We start from the raw sequence: 15,431 nt of genomic DNA, 5'->3' as shown, positions 1-15,431 counted from the left end.
TTCAGCGACGTTCGTAGACCAGCCGCGCGCGGATGGTGCCCTCGATGGCGCGCAGGTCGGCGAGCAGTTCCTCGGCCTGCACGCGGGCATTGTCGCTGTCGATCACCACGTAGCCGACCTGGCCGAAGGTCTGCAGGAACTGCGCGGAGATGTTCAGCCCCCGCCGCGCGAAGGCCTCGTCGACCTGGCGCAGCACGCCGGGCACGTTGCGATGCACATGCAGGTAGCGCGCGCCCGAGGGCCGCGCGGGCAGTTCCACCTGCGGGAAGTTCACCGCGCCGAAGGTTGCCCCCGTATCGGAGTATTCGATCAGCTTGCGGGAGACTTCCTCGCCGATGCGCCACTGCGCCTCGCCGGTGGAACCGCCGATATGCGGGGTCAGGATCACGTTGGGCAGGCCCTGCAGCGGGGAGACGAACGGCTCGCCGTTGCGTGCGGGTTCGACCGGAAACACATCCACGGCCGCACCCAGCACGTGGCCGCTGCGCAGCGCATCGGCCAGCGCATCGAGGTCCAGGATCGTGCCACGCGCATTGTTGACCAGCACCGCGCCGGGCTTCATCGCGGCGATCTCGGCGCGGCCAAACATGTTCATCGTGTCGGGGGTTTCCGGCACGTGCAGCGTGACGGCATCGGACGCCGCCAGCAGCGCGTGCAGCGACGTCATGGGCTGCGCATTGCCGTGCGGCAGCTTGCCCGTGCGGTCCCAGTAGATCACGCGCATGCCGAAGGCTTCCGCCAGGACGGACAACTGGCTGCCGATATTGCCGTAGCCCACGATGCCGAGCGTCTTGCCGCGCAGCTCCCAGGAGTTCGCTGCCGACTTATCCCATTCGCCTTTGTGCGCGGCGTTCGACTTGGGGAAGATGCCGCGCATCAGCATCACGATCTCGCCCAGCGTAAGTTCCGCCACGGACCGCGTGTTCGAGAAGGGCGCATTGAACACCGGGATGCCGCGCATGGCGGCGTCCTCGAGCGCGACCTGGTTGGTGCCGATGCAGAAGCAGCCGATCGCGAAGAGGCGGTCGGCGGCCTCGAGCACCTCGGCCGTCACTTGCGTGCGGGACCGGATGCCGAGGATATGCACACCCTTCACCGCCTTGATCAGCGCCGCGCCGTCCAGCGCCTTGCTCTCGCGCTTGATGGTCGCGTAGCCGGCATCGGCCAGGCGCTCGACCGCGCTGTCGGAGACACCCTCCAGCAGCAGGATGCGGATCTTGTCCTTGGGCAACGAGAGACGGGCAGGGGACATGGGCAGGGCACTCGACAAACGGGGCGCGCTTCGTGCCCCGGCGCGCAGGCTGGGGCAAGTGGCGAGGGGGCGCTGCCCCCTGGACCCCCGCCGTGAATGGGGAGGGATCAGGGAGGGGCTCACGCGCGCGCCCTCGATGACGGGCACACGCTGCCCCTCCCTCCTCCCACCCCATCAGATCCGCGGGTCTGGGAGGCCGTAGCCTCCCAGCGGGGGGCCGGGGGGCTGGCCCCCCGCCTTCCCCTTGCCTCGCCCCGCGCCCGCGCCCCATGCTGCACTGCAGCGGCGCGGGGGTGCTTTGATGGACGTTGCCTATCTTTCGGAGTGGGCCAACCTGTTGCTGCGGTGGCTGCATGTCATCACCGGCATCGCCTGGATCGGCACGTCGTTCTACTTCATCGGGCTGGACAACCAGCTGGATAAGCCGGCCCCAGGCAATCCGCGCGTCGCCGGCGAGCAATGGTCGATCCACGGCGGCGGCTTCTACCACAAGCAGAAGTACCTGGTGGCCCCCGAGCAACTTCCGGAAAAACTGCATTGGTTCAAGTGGGAGGCCTACTGGACCTGGATCAGCGGCTTTTCGCTGTTCGTGCTGATCTATTGGGTGCAGGCGGGCACCTACCTGGTGGATCCGGCCGTGCTCGCGATGCCGGCGTGGCTGGCGGTGCTGATCAGCGCGGTCATGCTGGTGGGCGGGTGGGTCGGCTACGACCTGCTGTGCAAGTCGAAGCATGGGGAGAACGAGGTGCTGCTGGGCGCGATCGGTGCCGGCGCGCTCGCGGTGGTCGCCTTCGTCGCCTGCCACATCTTCGGCGGCCGAGGCGCCTTCCTCCAGGTGGGCGCGATGACCGGCACCATCATGGTCGCGAACGTTGCGATGGTGATCATCCCGGGGCAGCGGAAGATGGTCGCCGCCATGCAGGCGGGCCAGGCGCCGGACCCGAAATACGGGCGCTGGGGCAAGCAGCGCAGCGTGCACAACACGTATCTGACGCTGCCGGTCATCTTCATCATGATCTCGCCGCACTACCCGATGACCTACCAGTCGCAGTGGAACTGGCTGGTGCTGCTGGCGGTGGGGCTCTCGGGCGCGCTGGTGCGGCAGTATTTCGTGCTGCGGCAGAAGGGGGCGAACCCGGTCTGGCTGCCGGCGGGTGCGGCGGCGGTGGTGGCGCTACTGGTGGTGCTCGGTGCGCCGCAACGCGCGACGGGCGGCGCGGAGGCGCCGGCCTTCGCCGAGGTGCAGAGCATCGTCGCTGCGCGCTGCGTGTCGTGCCATGCGGCGCGGCCGACGCAGGAGGGGATCGCCTCCCCACCCAAGGGCGTGGTCATGGAAACGCCGCAGCAGATCCGCCGCTGGGCGGCCGCGATGCGCCAGCAGGTGCAGACCGAGGCGATGCCGCCGGGCAACCTCACCGAGATCACGGCCGAGGAGCGTGGCAAGCTTCTCGCCTGGGTCGCCGCCGGCGCGCCCGCCGACTGACCCTGGCATGCGCCCCTGCGGGGCGGTAAGGCACCACAGCTTCACGCCGCGACCGCGCGGCCCGGGAGACTGCCCCTGAGACGCCACCTGGCCGCCCTTGCGGCGATGCTGCCACTGCTGGCCGCCTGCGCGTTGCCGCCGAACACGGCGTTGCAGGACTGGGCGCGCACCGCCAGCGTGGCGGTGGACCAGCCGGCGCTGCTGGCCGGCCCCGCGCAGGATGGGCTGCTGGCGCAGCAGCAGGCGCTGGCCGCCTGGCTGTATGCGCTGGGCGTGCTGGCGGGGGAGGAGCAGCCGCTGACCTTCCGCGCTGCCCGCTTCGCGCCCCTGGCCGCGCGCGCCGCGGCCGATCCCACCGCGGCGGAGGCCGTGGCCGCGCTGGGCGCGGTGCTGGAGCGCGCGCAGGCGGGCAACATCCCGCCGGCCGCGCGGGCCTATAGCGCCGGCCAGGCGCAGGTGGTCGAGGATCTGCGCCTGCGGCCGGCCATCCGCGCCGCGAACGGGCCGGTGCAGGTGCTGGCCGCGTCGCTCGGCGCGGCAATGGCGGCGGGCGAAGCGCCCGCGCAGGACCGCACCACCTATCGCCGCGTGCTGGATCGCGTTGCCGAGGGCCATGCCATGATCGACGCCCGCACCCGCCACATCACGCAGGTGGCGGTGGCGCGCGAGATCCGCGACGCCGAGGACACGTTGCTGCGCCTGCAGCGCCTGTTGCCGCCCGACCCGGTGGTGGCAGCGCGCCCGCCCGGCGGCGGTGCGGTGGCCGCGCTGGTGCAGCCATGACGCGCGCGCCGTCCGCGCTGGTGCTGCTGCTGGCAGCCGCGTGCAGCGCGCCCGACTACACGCCGGCGCGCGACTGGGCGCGCACCGCGAGCCTGGTCGTGGCGTATCCCGCCCCGGCCGCGACATCGGAGGATCGGCGCGACGGCATCGCGGCGATGCAGCAGGCGCTGGCGATGTACCTCGCAGCCCTGTCGCTCATGGCCGATGACGGCATTCCGGCCTATCGGGAGGACCCCTTCGCGGAACTCGCGCCACGTGCCGCGCGCGCCGACCCGGCGGGCGGCGCCGCGGTGGCGAGCCTGGGGGCGATGCTGCGCCGCGCGACGCTGGAGAACTGGCAGGCGCCGGACCTGCGCAACACCATCGCGGTGGCGGACCCGGCGCTGCAGGCGCTGGTCACGGCACTGGCGGGCAGCCTGCGCGCGGCCGCGCCCGCGCCGGAGCCGCCGGCGCCTCGTGCCGCGCCGCCGGTGACCGACCCCGCGGCGGCGCGCGCGGACTACATCGCCGTGGTGACGCGCATCGGCACCGGGCATGCGCTGCTGGTGGCGAGCGCGCCGCGGCTGACCGACCCGGAGGTGATGCAGCGCATCCGCGCCGCCGAGGATGATCTGCGCCGCGCCGGTTTCGCGCTGCCGCGCCCGGTCGTGCTGGTGGCCCCGTCGTGATCGGCCGGGTGGGCCTGCTCGCGGCCCTGCTGGCCTGGTCCGCGCCGCAGGCCGCCCGCGCGCAGCTGGTCGATCCCGCCACGCGCGACACGGTGGCGGGGGAGATCGCCGACCGGCTGACGCAATTGCGTTCGACCCTGCAGGCGCGCCCCGGCGGCATCCTCGGGCTGATGGGCTACACCATCGTGCCGGACGGGTCGGCCAATTCGGTCACGCTGAGCCGCGGCACCACCAATTTCGGCACGGCCAATACGACGCTGACGCTGAGCCAGTTCGGCTTCGGCTTCACGCTGTCGGAGTCCTTCCCCCTGTGGCTCGAGGCCTATGCCGGCTATGCGCGCTACGACCCGCGCGCGGTCTTCTCGGGCGGGCAGGACCAGCGGAGCACGCCGGCGCGGTGGAACAACTTCACCACGACGCTGGGCGTGGGCTACGACATCGCGCTGGCGCAATACCTGTGGCTGCGGCCGATCCTGAACGTGGCGGGCGGCTTCGCGGCGGCGGATTCCACGCTGTTCGGCGCCTTCATCGAACGGCGCACCGGGGCGGACCTGTCGGGGCTGACCGACCGGCACGTGAACGTCTGGGGCATCGGCGGGGCGATGATGCTGGCCTACTACGACTACCGGCCCGAGCGGGATATCGATGTCGAGCTGCGCTACACCAACATCCTGCTGCAGACCTTCGGCGACACGCCGCGCGGGGCGCGCCAGCGGTCGGATGCGCAGACGCTGGGGCTGTGGGCCAGGCTGCGCTGGCCGACCGGCTGGGAGGCCTTCGGCCGGCCGGTGCGCTGGGTGCTGGACGGCAATGCCTCGACCTATTTCGGCGACCAGGAACGCGCGCTGGGCTTCGCCTGGGCGGTCAAGATCGGCGGCGGGATCGAGATCGATGTCGGGCGCTACGAGATCGGCGCGGTGGGCATCAGCCTCTCGCGCCTCAGGCTGGTGGGGCGCTACTTCATCGGCGACAACAACGTGACCGGCACGTCCATCGGGATCGGCATGAGTTTCTGACGCGCGCGCGCCGCAAGGGGGCATCGGATGACAGGCAACGGACCAGGCACGCTCTCGACGCATGTGCTGAACACCGCGCAGGGCATCCCGGCGGAGGGCGTGCGCGTGGAATTGTGGCGGATGGAGCCCACGGCCGTGCTGGTGAGCGATACGGTGACCAACGCCGATGGTCGCACCGCCGCGCCGCTGCTGCCCGACGGCGCCTTCCGCGCCGGGCGGCACGAGCTGCGCTTCCACGTCGGCGCGTATTTCACGGCGCGCGGCATCGCGCCGGATCCGCTGTTCCTCGATGTGGTGGCGGTGAATTTCGGGCTGCGCGACGGCGCAGGGCACTACCACGTGCCGCTGCTGTGCACGCCGTGGTCGTACACGACCTATCGCGGGTCGTAGTGGAGGCCTGCGGCGCCAGCGAAGGGGCGAGGATGCGGGGCCCGTCGATGCCTGACCGCCGCTGGCCCGGCTGAACGACACGCCGACCGGGTCAGGCCCGAAGCAACCCGCCCAGGGGTGCGGCGGCGTCGCTGCCGGGGAAGGCGCGCGCCACGGCCTGCGGGGAGAGCTTCAGGTGGTCCCGCAGCAGGCCCTTGGCGATGGTGCGCAGGTCGGTGGTGGGCGCCAGGTCGCGGTCCTGGAACAGGTTGCCCGCCAGGCCCGGCCAGTTGCCCCCCACCTTGCCGCCGGCCACCGCGCCGCCGAGCAGGAAGGCGACGCCGCCGGTGCCGTGGTCGGAGCCCATGGTGCCGTTCACGCGCACGGTGCGGCCGAACTCGGTGACCACCAGCACGGCGGTTCGGCGCCAGTGGTCGCCCAGCGCCTCCTTCAGCGCGCCGAAGCCTTCGTCGAGCTGGAACAGCGGCCCGTTCAGCCGGTTGACCTGCTGCGCATGGGTGTCCCAGCCGCCCAGTTCGAAGGCGGCGACGCGCGGCCCGTCGGGCTGCGACATCAGCCGCCCGGCCGAGAGTGCCAGGGCGCGGAAGGCGCCGCCGGGCTGCGGGCGCATCGCCGCGGCGTCGCCCAGCGTGCTGACGGCATAGCCGCGGATGCGCAGGCCCTCGGCGATGGCGGGGCCGGTCACGGGGTCGGCGGCATTGAGCTCGGCGACGCGCGCCAGGAGGTCGGGCGGGGGCGTGGCGCTGCCGCGCGGGGCGTAATTGGCCACCGCGGTCGGCCCGCGCATCAGCAGCGGCATGTCGGTGCCGACCGCCAGGCCATTGTGCTGCGCGCCGGGCCGTGCCGGCACGGCCGAGAGCGCGCGGTTCAGCCAGCCGCTGGCGAGGCGCTGGTCGGCGCCCGATTCCAGCATGTCCTGCGCGTCGAAATGGCTACGGCTGCGCCAGTTGCCGGCCACCGCATGCACGACCAGCGCCTCGTTCGCGGTGTACATCGCGTGCAGGTTGGTCATGCGCGGATGCAGGCCGAAGCGGCCACCGAGGTCGAGCAACCCGCCCTCCTGCCCTGGCTCGGGCAGCGCCAGCGGGCCGCGCAGGTCGCGCAGCGCCGGGTCGGCGTAGGGCTGCACGGCGAACAGGCCATCGAGGCCGCCGCGCAGCAGCACCACGACGAAGCGCGCCTCGCCGGGCGCATCGGCGAAGGCCACGCGCGCGCGCGGCAGCGTCATCGCGGCAGCAAGCCCGAGCAGCGCGGCGCGGCGGCCGAAGGCGGGCAGGTGGCTCATCGGCGGTGGAACTCCGGGCTGGTGAGCACGATGGTCAGGGCCTCGCGGGCCGACCCGGCCCGCGCCGCCGCACGGAGCGTCTCGGGGCGGACCAGCGGGCCGAGCGTGGCCTCCGCGACGTCGGCCGCGTCGCGCCCGGCGCCGCGGGCGGAGACACCGTTCGCCCATTCGACCCGGCGCAGCATGGTCTCGGGCGCCGCCCAGTCGGCGGCGACATCGGGCCAGCCGATCGGCGCCCGCGCGCCCCAGAGCGGCTGGCCGAGGTAGTTCATGGTGCCGACCGCCATGCGGTCGGCCTGGTCGCCCGGCGCCTCGACCGCGCGCAGCACGGCCACCACGTAGTCGCTGGGCGTGCGCAGCTTGGTCAGCGGGGGCGACCAGGCGGCGGGCAGGCGAATGAGGGCGCGGGTGGCGGCGGCGAGGTCGCCACGTGTGTCGCGCAGCGCGGCAAAGACGGTGCGCACCGCCTCGGGCGGCGGGTCGTCGGCGACGAAGTGGCGCACCAGCTTGGTCGCGAGGTGGCGATGCGTGGCCTCGTGCCGGGCGAGCCAGGTGAGCGCCTGCACGCCGCCCTGTTCGCCTTCCGGCCAGGTGCGGCCGAGCACGGTCTTGTCCCCCGGTTCGTGGGCGCGGGCGCGGAATTCGAAGCCGTGCGGTTCGCGCGCGGCGATGAAGCTCCAGCCGGTCAGCACCTTGGCGAAGTTGGTGACGTCGGCCTGGGTGTAGCGCGCGGCGGGGGTGACGGTGTGCAGTTCGAGGATCTCGCGCGCCAAGTTCTCGTTGAGGCCGCGCCGCGCGCGCTGGCCGGAGGGACTCTCCGGGCCGATCGAGTTCTGGTTGTCGAGGTAGGACAGCATGGCCGGGTGGCGGACCACGGCCAGCAGCATGTCCTCGAACCGGCCGGTGACGTGGGGGCGGATGGCGTCGCGCACATAGACGCCGACCAGCGGGCCCACCTTGGCGCGGGCCACGGTGAAATGGTTGGTCCAGAAGGCGACCAGGCGTTCGCGCAGGCCGTTGGGCGATTCGATCGCGAGGGCGACCGCGGCGGCGGCTTCCTCGGTGGCGATGCGCCGGCCGTTGGGCCGGCCCATGCCGGCGCGGGCGCTGGCGGCATCCTCGACCTGCGCCAGGAAGACGGCGCGCAGCGTGGTGGGCAGGTCGGCGGGCAGGGCTGGGCCGGGCAGGCCGGGGGCGAGTTGCGCCTCGAGCCAGGCGGCAGGGTCGGGGGGCACGGGGTCCGACGGGCGGCGGCCGTGGCCGAAGCGGATCGCGGCGATGACGGCGGGGGCATCCATGGCGGCCCCTGCATAGCCGATAGCGGGCTTCGCCGCACGCAACGAAGCGTGTCCGGCGCGCCGCGCGGGGCGGCCCGGCGCCACGTTGCGCTTGCAAAGCCGGGCGGGACGTCGCAGATAGCCGCCACCGACTGATCGGCGAACCCCTGATCGGCGTATCATCCTGCGGGCGGCGCTGGGCCAAAACCCATGCGTATGCGCCCCTTTTGGCTTATGGAGGCCCATCGTGGCGCGCACACCGCTGGAGCGAATCCGGAACATCGGCATCACGGCGCATATCGACGCCGGCAAGACCACCACCACCGAGCGGATTCTGTATTACACGGGCAAGTCGCACAAGATCGGCGAGGTCCACGAGGGCAACACCACCACCGACTACATGGAGCAGGAGCGCGAGCGGGGGATCACCATCACCTCGGCCGCCGTGACCGCCGTGTGGAACGACCACCGCATCAACGTCATCGACACCCCCGGCCACATCGATTTCAACATCGAGGTGAACCGCTCGCTGCGCGTGCTGGACGGCGCCATCTTCATCATCGAGGGCGTGGCCGGCGTGCAGCCGCAGTCCGAGACCAACTGGCGACTGGCCGACCGCTACAACGTCCCGCGCATCATCTTCATCAACAAGCTGGATCGCACCGGTGCGGACTTCTATCGCGCGGCGGCGACGCTGACCGAGAAGCTCGGCATCAACTGGGTGACGCTGCAGCTGCCGATCGGCATCGAGGACACCTTCCTGGGCGTGGTCGACCTGGTCGAGATGAAGGCGATCATCTGGGAAGGCGACGAGCTGGGCGCGGCGTACCATGACGCGCCGATCCCCGATGATTTGGCCGAGAAGGCCAAGGAATACCGCCAGATCCTGATCGACACCTGCGTCGGTGTGGATGAGACGGCGATGGAAGAGTACTTCGAGAAGGGCGATGTCAGCGTCGAGACGCTGAAGCGCTGCATCAAGAAGGGCACCATCAGCGGCGAATTCCGCCCGGTGCTGTGCGGCACGGCCTTCAAGAACAAGGGCGTGCAGCCGCTGCTGGACGCGGTGATCGACTACCTGCCGTCCCCGGTCGACGTGCCCGGCATCAAGGTCGCGCCGGACGAGGGCTTCGACGAGACGCAGGAGCGCCGCCACATCCCGGCCGACCCGGATGCGCCGTTTGCCGGCCTGGCCTTCAAGATCATCAACGACAAGTACGGCAACCTGACCTTCGTGCGCGTCTATCGCGGCACGCTGCGCCAGGGCGACATGATCCAGAACACCACCAAGGACTCGCGCGAGCGGATCGGGCGGATGTTCCAGATGCACGCCGACAAGCGCGAGGAGATCAAGGAAGTCTCCGCCGGCGACATCGCCGCCTTCGTGGGGCTGAAGGACACCGGCACGGGTGATACGCTGGCGTCGAACGACGACCCCGTGATCCTCGAGCGCATGGCCTTCCCGGTGCCGGTCATCGACATCTCGGTCGAACCGAAGACCAAGGAAGGCGTCGAGAAGATGACGCTCGGCCTGCAGAAGCTGGCTGGCGAGGACCCCTCGCTGCGCCTGCGCACCGACCAGGAGACCGGCCAGACCATCCTGTCCGGCATGGGCGAGCTGCACCTCGAGATCATTATCGACCGGCTGAAGCGCGAATATAACGTCGATGCCAACATCGGCGCGCCGCAGGTGGCGTATCGCGAGACCATCAGCAAGCCGCACACCGAGACCTACACGCACAAGAAGCAGACCGGCGGTTCGGGCCAGTTCGCCGAAGTGAAGATCGTGTTCGAGCCCAAGGAGCGCAACGAGGGCATCGAGTTCGTCAACGGCGTGGTCGGCGGCGCGGTGCCGCGCGAATACATCCCGGCGGTCGAGAAGGGCATCAAGATGCAGGCCGACACCGGCGTGCTGGCCGGCTTCCCGACCGTGGACTTCAAGTACACGCTGGTGGACGGCAAGTACCACGATGTCGACTCGTCGGCCCTGGCCTTCGAAATCGCCGCCAAGGCCTGCTTCCGCGAAGGCATGAAGAAGGCCGGCCCGGTCATCCTCGAACCCATCATGGACGTGGAAGTGACCACGCCGCAGGACCACGTGGGCGACGTGGTGGGCGACTTGAACCGCCGCCGCGGCGTGATCCAGTCGCAGGACATGGCGGGCACGTCGGTGATCGTGCGCGCGCATGTGCCGCTCAAGGAGATGTTCGGCTACATCTCGAACCTGCGCGGCATGACCAAGGGCCGTGCGTCCTTCTCGATGCAGTTCCACCACTACGATCCCGTGCCGCGGAACATCGCGGACGAGATCATGGCGAAGTCTGCCTGAATGGGTCGGCCGCCCCTGGCGGCCGATACCGATCCTGGTGGTCCTCGGGCGCGCCGCGCTCCCGAGGACCCCGGTCTGATGGCTGGGTCGGCGCCGTCCGTCAGCACGCGCGTGCGATGATCTCCACTGGCCCGACGAGGCCCCGTTCCAGTGCCGCCGCCTGGTTGGCGATCTTCCCGGGGTAGTGCTCCTCGCCCATCAACAGCTGCGTCCCGAGCCGTGGCAGCGCCGAGCGCGCCAGCAGGTCGAGCGTCGCGCGCAACCCCTTCAGCCCGAATTCCCGGCGCTCGCGCTCGGCCTCGATCGTGAAGCCCGCCGCCAGGAGTGCCTGCCGGTAGGCCGCCGGCTCCTCGACAAAACTTGCCTCCGCCATCGAGGCCCAGGGCAGCGGGAAGTCGAGTTCGCCCGGCCCGAGGCGCATCACGTCGTAGACGCCGAATACCGCGCCAGGGCGCAGTACGCGGCGCACGCCCTCGAACAGCGCGGCCTTGTCGGAGATGTTCATCCCGACATGCAGCATGTATGCGCCTTCGAATTCGCCATCGGCGAAGGGCAGCGTGAGCGCGGAGCCCTGGCGGAACGACACCGCGGCCTCAAGGCCGACACGTCGGGTCAGCGCCTTGGCGACGGCGACGTATTCCGCGGTCAGGTCGATGCCGGTCACCCGGCAGCCGTGTTCGCGGGCGAGAAAGCGCGCTGCCCCGCCGATTCCGCAGCCGATGTCGAGTAGAGTCAGCCCCGGGCACAGACCCATGCGCGCCGCGAGATCGATCGTGGCTTGCCGTCCGCCGGTGTGGAATTCCTCGAGCGGCGCGAGGTCCTCGGGCGCGAGTCTTTCGGGATCCTTCCCCGCATCCGCCAACGCCTGGAGGATCGCCGCCTCCAGGCCCCCGCCGCGGGCATAGTGGCCTGCCACGCGTGCCTCGGTGTCCATGGCTGCCTCCTCGGTCGTCTCCGACGAGGACGCTACAGCAGCTCTCGGCGTCCCGCTTCACCAACGCATTCCAACGACCCGCAGCGCGTTGAGGAACATCGCGGTCGCGGATCGAAGCCGCAGGGCGGTCCATCGGATGGCGCTGGGCATTCGCGGGCGACCAGGCGGGCCTCGCGCCGGAACGCCTTTCGCGCGTCCATTTCGCAAGGTGGATCACTTGCCGCAGCACGACGCGTCGCCGCATCCTTCCGGGCGGGAAACCTCCCGGAGGAACGCCGCCATGAAAAAGCTGCTCGCCGCCCTCGCCATCGCCGCGGTGCTCTCACCAGCCGCCGCCCATGCCGACTACTACGTCTATTGCGCCAACAACCGGATCGAGGTGGACAGCCGCGACCCCAACCAGATGCGCATCGCGCGCGGGTCGGGCGTGTGCCAGATGGGGCCGAAATTCGGCTTCCTGTCCTCGGCGCAGGATTTCGCGAGGAACAATTTCGGCGGCGCGGGCCGTCCCTGTTCGTGCCGCTGACGGGGGCCGCCATGCGCCGGATTCCCGCCATCCTCCTGGGCCTCGCGCTGCTCGCGCCGACCGCCGCGCTGGCGGACTACTACGCGTATTGCGTGCGCGGGCGCATCCAGGTGGACCAGCGTAGCCCGGACGAGATGCGCAGCCAGCTCGGCGCCTGTGCCATGAGCCAGGGCTTCAATCTGCGCTCGGAGGCCGAAAACTTCGCGCGGCGCAATTTCGGCGGCGTCGGCGGGTCGTGTTCCTGCCGCTGAGCCACCGGCGGTGACCTGGCCGCCGGGGCCGGGCGACGCGTCCGCCCAGCCGGCGCCGGGCCATTCCCGTCGGCGCTCGCTGATGACGGCCGGCATCTATGTCGGGCTGCTGACGACCGCGCTGGTCGGCGGGGCGATGTATGCGGCCTTCGAAGGCACGCCGCCGCAGCGCCTGGGGCCGCGCCGGCTGCTGCCGCCGCCGCTGCGCACCAGCCTGGATGGGCAGGACACGCTGTTCCTCCTGACCCGGCGCAGCGAGCAGGACGCCACCGACGCGCCCGGCCAGCCGGCCCCGCGCGAGCAGGTGGAACTGCACGCCCTGGCGCTGCCCGACCTCGTGACGCGCTTCGTCGCGCACCTCGTGACGGTGGATCGCGGGCGCATCGACAGCCGGGGCAGCCACGACATGCGCGACGGGCTGATCGGCGAACAGGCTGCGACGATCTGGCTGTGGCTGGATGGGCTTGGCGCGGTCTCGGCGCTGGATGGCAAGCTCCTGGCCGACCAGGCCGGCATCGCCGGGCGCAATGCCGCGGTGCCCGGGCTCGCGTCGCCGGTGCGCGGGCAATTGCGGCTGGCGGACGCGCTGGTGTTCGATCCCCGCGGCGGGCCGCCCTGGCGGATCGACCCGCGCGACTTCGTGGCCTCGCCGGCGGCGGCGCCTTCGTCGCGGTCGCTGCCGGCGCTCACTGCGCCGGCCGCCTTCGGGCCCGGCGGGCCGACCGCCTTCCGGGTGCTGGAGGCGCGGTTCGGCGAGGGTTGGCTCGGCCTGCCGTCGTCGGGGCTGAGCCTGGAAGCGCCCGTGCCGGCGCGTGGGCCGGGCACGCGCTTCCTGTCGCCTACCGCGCCCGGTGTGGGCGTGACGCAGCAATTGTGGCGCGGCGCGGTGCGGATGGGGTCGGCCGCGCCGCCGGGCTGGCCGGCGCATTTCCCCGACCGCTTCGGCCAGGCCGAACGGCTGGTCGATGTGGCGCGCCTGCCCGCCGTGGCGGGCCTGACCCTGGCGGGTTTCCTGACCGCGGGGACCGAGGCGCCGATCCTGCTCACCGACCCGCCGGGGGTCCTGGTGCTGGAAGGCATGCCGGGGCGGGGGCTGACGCTGCTGCGCCTCGACGCGGCGGGCGCGCTGCTGTGGCGCGCCGGGCTGCCGGTCGCGCGGGTGACCAGCGTGATGCCGGGGGCGCGGCATCTGGTGCTGGCCGGGCTCGGGCCGCCACCGCATGAGGCCGAGACACTGGTCGTGGTAACGCTGGCCGATGGCGGGGTGACGCTGGCCGGGCTCAACACGCCCGGATGACGGCCGTGGGCGTCAACACGTCCGGGTGACGCCTGTGGGCCTCAACACGTCCTGGTGACGCCTGTCGGCGTCAACACGTCCTGGTGACGCCTGTGGGCGTCAACGCCTCAGGAAATGCGTGCCCACCGCCTCGATCACCACGACGCCGTCGCTGACGCGCGTGCCGGTGTGCCTGAGCTTCGCGATGCCGAGCGGACGGCCGGAGCGCGACGGGCGCAGTTCCAGCACCTCGGTGCGGATTGCGATCTCCTCGTTCGGACGCAGGGGGGCGGGCCATTTCGTGTCGATCTGGTTGCCGCCGAGCGAGACCTGCGCGAGCAGCCCGCTGCCCATGACGCGCCCGAAGACGGCCGAGAGGGTGTGCAGGCCGCTGGCGACCAATTCGCCGAAGATGCTCTGCTTCGCCGCCTCGGCGTCGAGGTGGAAGTATTGCGGGTCGTATTTCGTGGCGAAGTCCACGACCTCATCCTGCGAGAGCGTGAGCGTGCCGAGGTCCCAGGCCATGCCGGGCGCGAGGTCGTCGAGGGAGCGGATCGGATCGGTCATCGGTGCGGACCCTACAGCAAGTTCCAGGCAGCCTGCATCGGCGTGCCCTGACATGGCGGGGACGTGCCGCGCCGCGGTGGGCGGCTTCCCGGCGAAGCGGCCGGTCATGGCGGCGAATTTCCCTGTGACCGTGGCGGGCGAAGGTGTGACACCATCGACCATCGACGACCGGAGGCACGCCATGAGCGACGGTCCGACCCGCACCCCGCGGCCACCCCTGGCGGGCATCGGCAAGCGCAACATCGCCTACCTGCTGTTCGTGGCGGTGCTGGCCGTGCCGAGGGACCGCAGCGGCCTCGACCCGGCCGGGCGCGGCATGGCCGAGGGCTTCATGGTGATCCTGTGGGGCCTGGTGTCGCTGCCCTTCGGCCTGTGGAACCTGTGGGACCTGTTCGGCGCGGGGGGCGAACAGCGGTCGATGCGCAAGCCGGGCGTGGCGTTGCTGCTGGTCGTGACCTGCCTGCTGCTGGGGGTGGTGCTGAACATCTTCTGACCCGATGCGCCGGCCCGCGGTCCGGGCGCAGCCAGCGCGAGGCCCGGATGCGGACGACCGGAGGTTCACCCCAGCCGCTGCTGGTCCCCGTCCACCGACAGCGCCTGGCCGGAGATGGTCGCGCCGAAGGGCGAGCACAGATACAGCGCCATGTTGGAGATGTCGTGCTGCGTGACGTAGCAGCGCAGCGAGACGTCGCGCAGGAGTTCCGCTTCCTTCTCCCGGAAGGGAACGCCCTGGGCCTGGGCCTTGGCTTCGATCACGCGGCGGATGCGGTCGCCCGCCACCAGGCCGGGCAGGATGGCATTGACGCGGATGCGGTCGGGGCCGAGTTCGATCGACAGCGACTTGGTGAAGCCGACCACGCCCCATTTCGCCGCGGCGTAGGGGCTGCGCAGCGGGAAGCCGAAGCGCCCGGCGGCGGAGGACAGGTTGACGATCGCCCCCCCGCCCGCCGCGCGCAGGTGTGGCACGGCGGCGCGGGCGCAGTGGAACATCGCGGCCAGGTCGATGCGCAGGGTGGCTTCCAGCGCCTCGGGCGTCACGTCCTCGACCCGCGCGGTGGGCCCCGCGATGCCGGCGTTGTTGACCAGCACATCGAGGCCGCCGAGGTGTTTCGCGGCGGACTCGACGAAGGCTTCGCACTCCGCCACCTCGCCCATGTCGGCGCGCATCGCGGGGTGCGGGCAGGTGGCCAGTGCCTCGGGATCGAGGTCACAGACGAAGACCTTCGCGCCGCGGGCGGCGAAGCAGTCGGCCATGACGCGCCCGATGCCGCCCGCACCGGCGCTGATCGCCACGCGCAGGCCGGTCAGGTCCACGCTCAGGGGCTGGTTGCTGCCGGACATGGTGTTTCCTTCCCGATCGATGCCGGTGTGCATGGTCCGGCCGCGCGTGCTCG

At 71.5% G+C, this 15,431-nt stretch carries 16 protein-coding genes; 10 read left to right on the top strand and 6 right to left on the bottom strand.

Annotated elements, in window-relative coordinates:
* Position 1: 1 nt before the first annotated feature.
* Positions 2-1,252, bottom strand: coding sequence for a phosphoglycerate dehydrogenase (gene serA, locus MWM08_RS13910; protein WP_244407034.1), 1,251 nt, complete (start codon positions 1,250-1,252; stop codon positions 2-4).
* Positions 1,253-1,553: 301 nt separating this feature from the next.
* Here serA and MWM08_RS13905 point away from each other — a divergent pair, with 301 nt between their 5' ends.
* From MWM08_RS13905 to uraH, 5 genes are all read left to right on the top strand, one after another.
* Positions 1,554-2,735: a urate hydroxylase PuuD gene (locus tag MWM08_RS13905; RefSeq protein ID WP_244407033.1), complete on the top strand. Its 1,182-nt coding sequence runs from the start codon at positions 1,554-1,556 to the stop codon at positions 2,733-2,735.
* A 105-nt stretch (positions 2,736-2,840) separates the two neighbouring features.
* Positions 2,841-3,518, top strand: a complete 678-nt coding sequence (locus MWM08_RS13900) for a hypothetical protein (RefSeq protein ID WP_244407032.1) — start codon at positions 2,841-2,843, stop codon at positions 3,516-3,518.
* Positions 3,515-4,186, top strand: a complete 672-nt coding sequence (locus tag MWM08_RS13895) for a hypothetical protein (protein WP_244407031.1) — start codon at positions 3,515-3,517, stop codon at positions 4,184-4,186. Before MWM08_RS13900 ends, MWM08_RS13895 begins: the two co-directional genes overlap by 4 nt.
* A complete protein-coding gene (locus MWM08_RS13890; RefSeq protein WP_244407030.1) occupies positions 4,183-5,202 on the top strand; it encodes a hypothetical protein in 1,020 nt (339 codons plus the stop codon). Before MWM08_RS13895 ends, MWM08_RS13890 begins: the two co-directional genes overlap by 4 nt.
* A gap of 27 nt (positions 5,203-5,229) precedes the next feature.
* The gene (gene uraH / locus MWM08_RS13885; protein WP_244407029.1) at positions 5,230-5,592 is read left to right on the top strand and encodes a hydroxyisourate hydrolase; all 363 of its coding nucleotides are present in this window, start codon (positions 5,230-5,232) and stop codon (positions 5,590-5,592) included.
* Between the two features lie 91 nt (positions 5,593-5,683).
* Here the strand turns inward: uraH and MWM08_RS13880 are convergent, their stop codons facing one another.
* The gene (locus MWM08_RS13880; protein ID WP_244407028.1) at positions 5,684-6,877 is read right to left on the bottom strand and encodes a DUF1501 domain-containing protein; all 1,194 of its coding nucleotides are present in this window, start codon (positions 6,875-6,877) and stop codon (positions 5,684-5,686) included.
* Positions 6,874-8,175 carry a DUF1800 domain-containing protein gene (locus tag MWM08_RS13875; RefSeq protein WP_244407027.1) on the bottom strand — a complete coding sequence of 434 codons (1,302 nt, stop codon included), beginning with the start codon at positions 8,173-8,175 and terminating at the stop codon, positions 6,874-6,876. The genes MWM08_RS13880 and MWM08_RS13875 overlap by 4 nt, the downstream gene beginning before the upstream one ends.
* Positions 8,176-8,401: 226 nt before the next feature.
* On the opposite strand from MWM08_RS13875, the gene fusA reads away from it, so the two are divergent.
* Positions 8,402-10,483: an elongation factor G gene (gene fusA, locus MWM08_RS13870; protein ID WP_244407026.1), complete on the top strand. Its 2,082-nt coding sequence runs from the start codon at positions 8,402-8,404 to the stop codon at positions 10,481-10,483.
* 100 nt (positions 10,484-10,583) lie between these two features.
* Here fusA and MWM08_RS13865 read toward each other — a convergent pair whose 3' ends face one another.
* Positions 10,584-11,417: a class I SAM-dependent methyltransferase gene (locus MWM08_RS13865; protein ID WP_244407025.1), complete on the bottom strand. Its 834-nt coding sequence runs from the start codon at positions 11,415-11,417 to the stop codon at positions 10,584-10,586.
* Positions 11,418-11,697: 280 nt separating this feature from the next.
* Between MWM08_RS13865 and MWM08_RS13860 the strand changes: the two genes are divergently transcribed.
* From MWM08_RS13860 to MWM08_RS13850, 3 genes are all read left to right on the top strand, one after another.
* Positions 11,698-11,943: a hypothetical protein gene (locus tag MWM08_RS13860; protein ID WP_244407024.1), complete on the top strand. Its 246-nt coding sequence runs from the start codon at positions 11,698-11,700 to the stop codon at positions 11,941-11,943.
* Positions 11,944-11,954: 11 nt separating this feature from the next.
* Positions 11,955-12,194, top strand: coding sequence for a hypothetical protein (locus MWM08_RS13855; protein WP_244407023.1), 240 nt, complete (start codon positions 11,955-11,957; stop codon positions 12,192-12,194).
* Between the two features lie 82 nt (positions 12,195-12,276).
* Positions 12,277-13,491, top strand: a complete 1,215-nt coding sequence (locus tag MWM08_RS13850; RefSeq protein ID WP_244407022.1) for a hypothetical protein — start codon at positions 12,277-12,279, stop codon at positions 13,489-13,491.
* Positions 13,492-13,590: 99 nt separating this feature from the next.
* On the opposite strand, the gene MWM08_RS13845 is transcribed toward MWM08_RS13850, so the two are convergent.
* Entirely contained in the window at positions 13,591-14,037 is a 447-nt protein-coding gene (locus MWM08_RS13845) for a MaoC/PaaZ C-terminal domain-containing protein (RefSeq protein ID WP_244407021.1), read from the bottom strand.
* 181 nt (positions 14,038-14,218) lie between these two features.
* Between MWM08_RS13845 and MWM08_RS13840 the strand changes: the two genes are divergently transcribed.
* Positions 14,219-14,530 (top strand): hypothetical protein, encoded by a 312-nt coding sequence (locus tag MWM08_RS13840; RefSeq protein ID WP_244407020.1) that lies wholly within the window; start codon positions 14,219-14,221, stop codon positions 14,528-14,530.
* Positions 14,531-14,595: 65 nt separating this feature from the next.
* On the opposite strand, the gene MWM08_RS13835 is transcribed toward MWM08_RS13840, so the two are convergent.
* A complete protein-coding gene (locus MWM08_RS13835) occupies positions 14,596-15,378 on the bottom strand; it encodes an SDR family oxidoreductase (protein ID WP_244407019.1) in 783 nt (260 codons plus the stop codon).
* Positions 15,379-15,431: the final 53 nt, after the last annotated feature.

Origin of the sequence: Roseomonas fluvialis, from assembly GCF_022846615.1 — a bacterium.
GTDB lineage: Bacteria > Pseudomonadota > Alphaproteobacteria > Acetobacterales > Acetobacteraceae > Neoroseomonas > Neoroseomonas fluvialis.
The sequence above is the reverse complement of the archived record's forward strand: the minus strand, read 5'-3'. Positions and strand labels throughout refer to the sequence as shown.